Raw genomic sequence first — 4,000 nt, 5'->3', positions numbered from 1 at the left:
TTTGAGGTGGCGCTGTAAACCAGTTTGTTCAGTCTGCAAAAGAGACCTCCTTTCGATTTGTCGTTGGTAAATCACCAACGAGGCAAAGTCTAGGGAGGAGTGCACATCTACACTAGGGGATATAAATGCACAAAGTGCCTAAACAAATAAATGTGATTTGCAATACATGATGTCTCTACGTATGCACGGGCTTACCGGGGAATTATTAAATTTGGGATGACATCAGAATCCGTAATTTCCTACAGGGATTCCCCTTAAGGATTTATGAGTAAATTTGAAAGAATGACTTACTGACTAGCAATCAGATTTAAAACTTCAGCCGCCGCCGCCAAACCGCAGGATGCAGTCACCATCACTGTTGACCCGTAACCAGAACATGCAAGGCCACCACTAGCAACACCTGCGCGCGGCTCGTGAGAGTAGATTGCGCGAATGCCGATTTTTCTCTTCAAATTTCTAGAAAAGCCATGATCCTGTCTGAGGCCCTGACGCACCTTGGCTAATAAAGCGTCTTGCTCAGTTCTAGAAAGATCATCGCAACGAACAGAGGTCGGATCTGATTTTCCGCCAGCTGCACCACACATCACTACAGCACGCTGATTTTTGTTTGCCCAAACCGCTAAGGCAATTTTGGTTTGCACTGAATCCGTTGCATCTAAAACAATTGCATTTTCTGGAATCAAAGCATCCAAATTTTCTGGCTCCAAAAACGCATCATGTGTAGTAAGCATGATCTCCGGATTAATTTGGCGAATACGATCCGTCATTGCTTGTACTTTTGCTTTGCCATACTCGCCCTCTAAAGCATGTAGCTGACGATTGGTATTGCTTTCGGCAATATGATCGAAATCAATTAGGACAAGATGACCGATAGCAGTGCGAGCCAAAGCTTCAGCGGCCCAAGAGCCCACACCGCCTAATCCAGCCACTACTACTGTCGCATGACGAAAACGCTCACGCAGCTCTGGGCCGTATAGCCGAGCTACACCCCCAAAACGACGATCCCCTACGCTGTCCTCTATCTTGTCTTCTGCCATAGCTTCTCTTTATACTGAAAAAATGGACTCCATCGCTCAACTCCGCAAAAACTATACCTTTGGCCAGCTTTCAGAGACTGAAGTTCCACCGAATCCACTAAGCCTATTTCAGCTTTGGTTTGATCAGGCCGTCAAGGCGGAGTGTCCTGAACCCAACTCGATGACTTTGGCAACTGCAGATGCGGCAGGCAATCCATCAGCCCGTATTGTCTTACTAAAAGGTGCAGATAGCGCTGGCTTTACCTTCTTTACCAATTACGAAAGCCAAAAAGGCAAAGAGTTGGCCGCTCGTCCTCATGCCGCCTTGTTATTTCATTGGCATGAGCTAGAGCGTCAAGTTCGCATCAAAGGTGTGGTTGAGCGTGTCAGCCCTGCCGAGAGCGATGAATACTTCCACTCGCGCCCAGCAGCCTCCCGAATTGGGGCATGGGCTTCACCGCAAAGTGCTGAGATTCCGAATCGAGAGTTTCTGGAGGAAGCTGAAAAGCGTTTCGCAGCAGATTTCGGAGATAGGCCTCCAAGACCAGAGCATTGGGGTGGATATCGTCTACACCCTACTGAAATTGAATTCTGGCAAGGCCGTCCTTCACGCCTGCATGACCGCATCCACTATCAACTCGATGGTGCTCAATGGCGGATTGCTCGCCTAGCACCTTAAAGGATTGGCGGACGCTTAATCCGATTACTCTAGCGAAACTCCGGCGCGATCAAGGATTGAAACTTTGCTCTAAATTTCGCCAATTTGGGCGCAACGACTGCCATGCAGTATCCCTGCCCTGGATGCTGACGAAAGTAATTTTGATGATAGTCCTCAGCCGGATAAATAACGGGAGCAATATCAATTTGAGTCACCAACGGATTGGCATAGATCTTTGCATCCTCCAATTCTTTAATTACCACATGAGCGATTGCACTTTGGCTATCGCTATGCGTAAAAATCACTGAGCGATATTGGGTACCATGATCATTACCTTGATAGTTCAAGGTAGTTGGATCATGAATAACAAAAAATATTTCCAATAAATCACGATAAGAGACTTCTGTCGGATCGAAATAGACATCTACAATTTCTGCGTGACCTGTTTGCCCCGAGCATACAGACTCATAATCGGGATTAGCCATTGCACCTCCTGCATACCCTGAAACGACCGCGCTTACCCCGGAAATTTGCTGATAAACCGCTTCGAGACACCAAAAACAGCCGCCGCCCAAAGTGGCGCGCTCAAGAGTTGGGTGGTTTTTAAAGATAGTTTCGTTCATGCCTTTATCCTAATACCTTATTCAATCGTTTGCTTGCCATACAGAAACCCATGTCCATAAATCGCTTCACACTCCAATTAGATGAAATCAAGGCAGCTTATGCCGCAGAACCGAACCCTACATTAGAGGTTCGCCTTGAGCGAATTGGGCGGATTGAGCAAATGATTACTGCCAATGAAGAAAAAATCTGCAAAGTCTTGGCTGCAGACTTCGGCACTCGCCACTCAATTGAGAGTCGACTTCTTGAGTTTCAAATGATTTATCAGGCTTGCAAACATGTTCGCAAGCACCTCAAAGATTGGATGAAGCCGCAACTCGTAGCAACACCTGGATTCTTAGGCTCCTCTCACGCTTGGACACAAATGCAATCTATGGGTGTCGTGGGCATTATGAGTCCTTGGAATTATCCAGTTCAACTAGCGCTTGTTCCAGCCATTGCAGCTTTTGCGGCGGGTAACCGTGTTTGGCTCAAACCCTCAGAAAGAAGTTCACGTACATCTGGATTCTTAGCAACATTAATTCAAGAATATTTTCACCCAAGCGAATTTTGTGTCAGCGTTGGCGGCACTGAAGTTGCAGAATATTTTGCAGCGCTCCCATTTGACCATCTCTTTTTTACTGGCTCAGGAGACATTGGCAAAAAGGTTATGCGTGCAGCTGCAGATCACCTGACACCGATTACCCTTGAGCTCGGCGGCAAATCACCAGCGATTGTTGACCCCTCAGCCAATCTCAAAGATGCTGCTGCCAGCATCATTTACGGCAAGCTGGTGAATGGCGGTCAAACCTGCATTGCGCCTGACTATGCAGTAGTTCATGCAAGTGATTGCGAGGCATTTATCCAGGAGTTACAAAATGCAGCTCAGAAACAATTCCGCAATCCAGAGGAGTTGACTGGCGCTATTGATGAACATCAGCTTGCACGTTGGCATCAGCTTGTTCAAGATGCGGTAGATCGTGGTGCACAGGCAATTCAACTCATCTCATCTCCTGACAATTCCGTAATGCCATTCACTCCGGTAGCCCTCTTAAATATTTCTGAAGATGCACTCATCATGCAAGAAGAGGTATTCGGACCGATCCTGCCAATCGTGGCAATCAACGATATCGATTCAACAATCCGCTATATCAATGAGCGTCCTATGCCATTGGCCCTATATTGGTTTGGCAAGAGCAAAGAAGTGGTGAAGCGCATTCTGAATGAGACTCGCTCGGGCGGCGTCACATTGAATGACACTCTTTTGCATGCAGCTGTTGAAGACTTACCATTTGGTGGCGTTGGGGCAAGCGGCATGGGCGCTTATCATGGCAAAGCGGGTTTTGAGGCATTTAGTCATCGCAAATCTGTTTTAGAGGTTCGAGGCTTCCTTGGGTTTAATTTCTTGCGCGGCACTAAATTGGCAAGGCCACCCTATGGAAATGGAGTTGAGCGCCTATTGCGCTGGCTAAACTAAAGCCATGACCTGCAATTAATTCGGGAAAACCCTTGTAATTAGCTTCTTAAAATGCCATAATAGGAGGCTTTTAAAAGCAATTTGATTCATCGCCCCCCAGCTATATTTCAGCGTACCGTTTAGAAGTTATAAACACCGAAGTTTAAAAAACGCGCTGCCGCCTGTCTGATGGTCGATGCCTTTGACCATCACACTCAATAAAAAACAGAGAGTGTATACACGGAGACATCCCTTAAACGGGATGTGTAA

The 4,000-nt window shown here is 46.8% G+C and carries 4 protein-coding genes; 2 read left to right on the top strand and 2 right to left on the bottom strand.

Features of this window, described 5'->3' with window-relative positions:
- Nucleotides 1–287 precede the first annotated feature (287 nt).
- On the bottom strand, nucleotides 288–1,037 hold the full coding sequence (locus tag B7Y67_RS12330; protein WP_293598902.1) for a tRNA threonylcarbamoyladenosine dehydratase: 750 nt from the start codon (nucleotides 1,035–1,037) through the stop codon (nucleotides 288–290).
- Between the two features lie 22 nt (nucleotides 1,038–1,059).
- Between B7Y67_RS12330 and pdxH the strand changes: the two genes are divergently transcribed.
- Nucleotides 1,060–1,695, top strand: coding sequence for a pyridoxamine 5'-phosphate oxidase (pdxH, locus tag B7Y67_RS12325; protein WP_293598901.1), 636 nt, complete (start codon nucleotides 1,060–1,062; stop codon nucleotides 1,693–1,695).
- A gap of 29 nt (nucleotides 1,696–1,724) precedes the next feature.
- On the opposite strand, the gene msrA is transcribed toward pdxH, so the two are convergent.
- Entirely contained in the window at nucleotides 1,725–2,297 is a 573-nt protein-coding gene (gene msrA, locus B7Y67_RS12320) for a peptide-methionine (S)-S-oxide reductase MsrA (protein WP_293598900.1), read from the bottom strand.
- A gap of 50 nt (nucleotides 2,298–2,347) precedes the next feature.
- On the opposite strand from msrA, the gene B7Y67_RS12315 reads away from it, so the two are divergent.
- Entirely contained in the window at nucleotides 2,348–3,751 is a 1,404-nt protein-coding gene (locus B7Y67_RS12315) for a coniferyl aldehyde dehydrogenase (RefSeq protein ID WP_293598899.1), read from the top strand.
- The last annotated feature ends 249 nt before the right edge of the window (nucleotides 3,752–4,000 follow it).

It is taken from the genome of Polynucleobacter sp. 35-46-11 (genome assembly GCF_002281105.1).
This window is presented reverse-complemented; position numbering and strand designations above follow the sequence as displayed.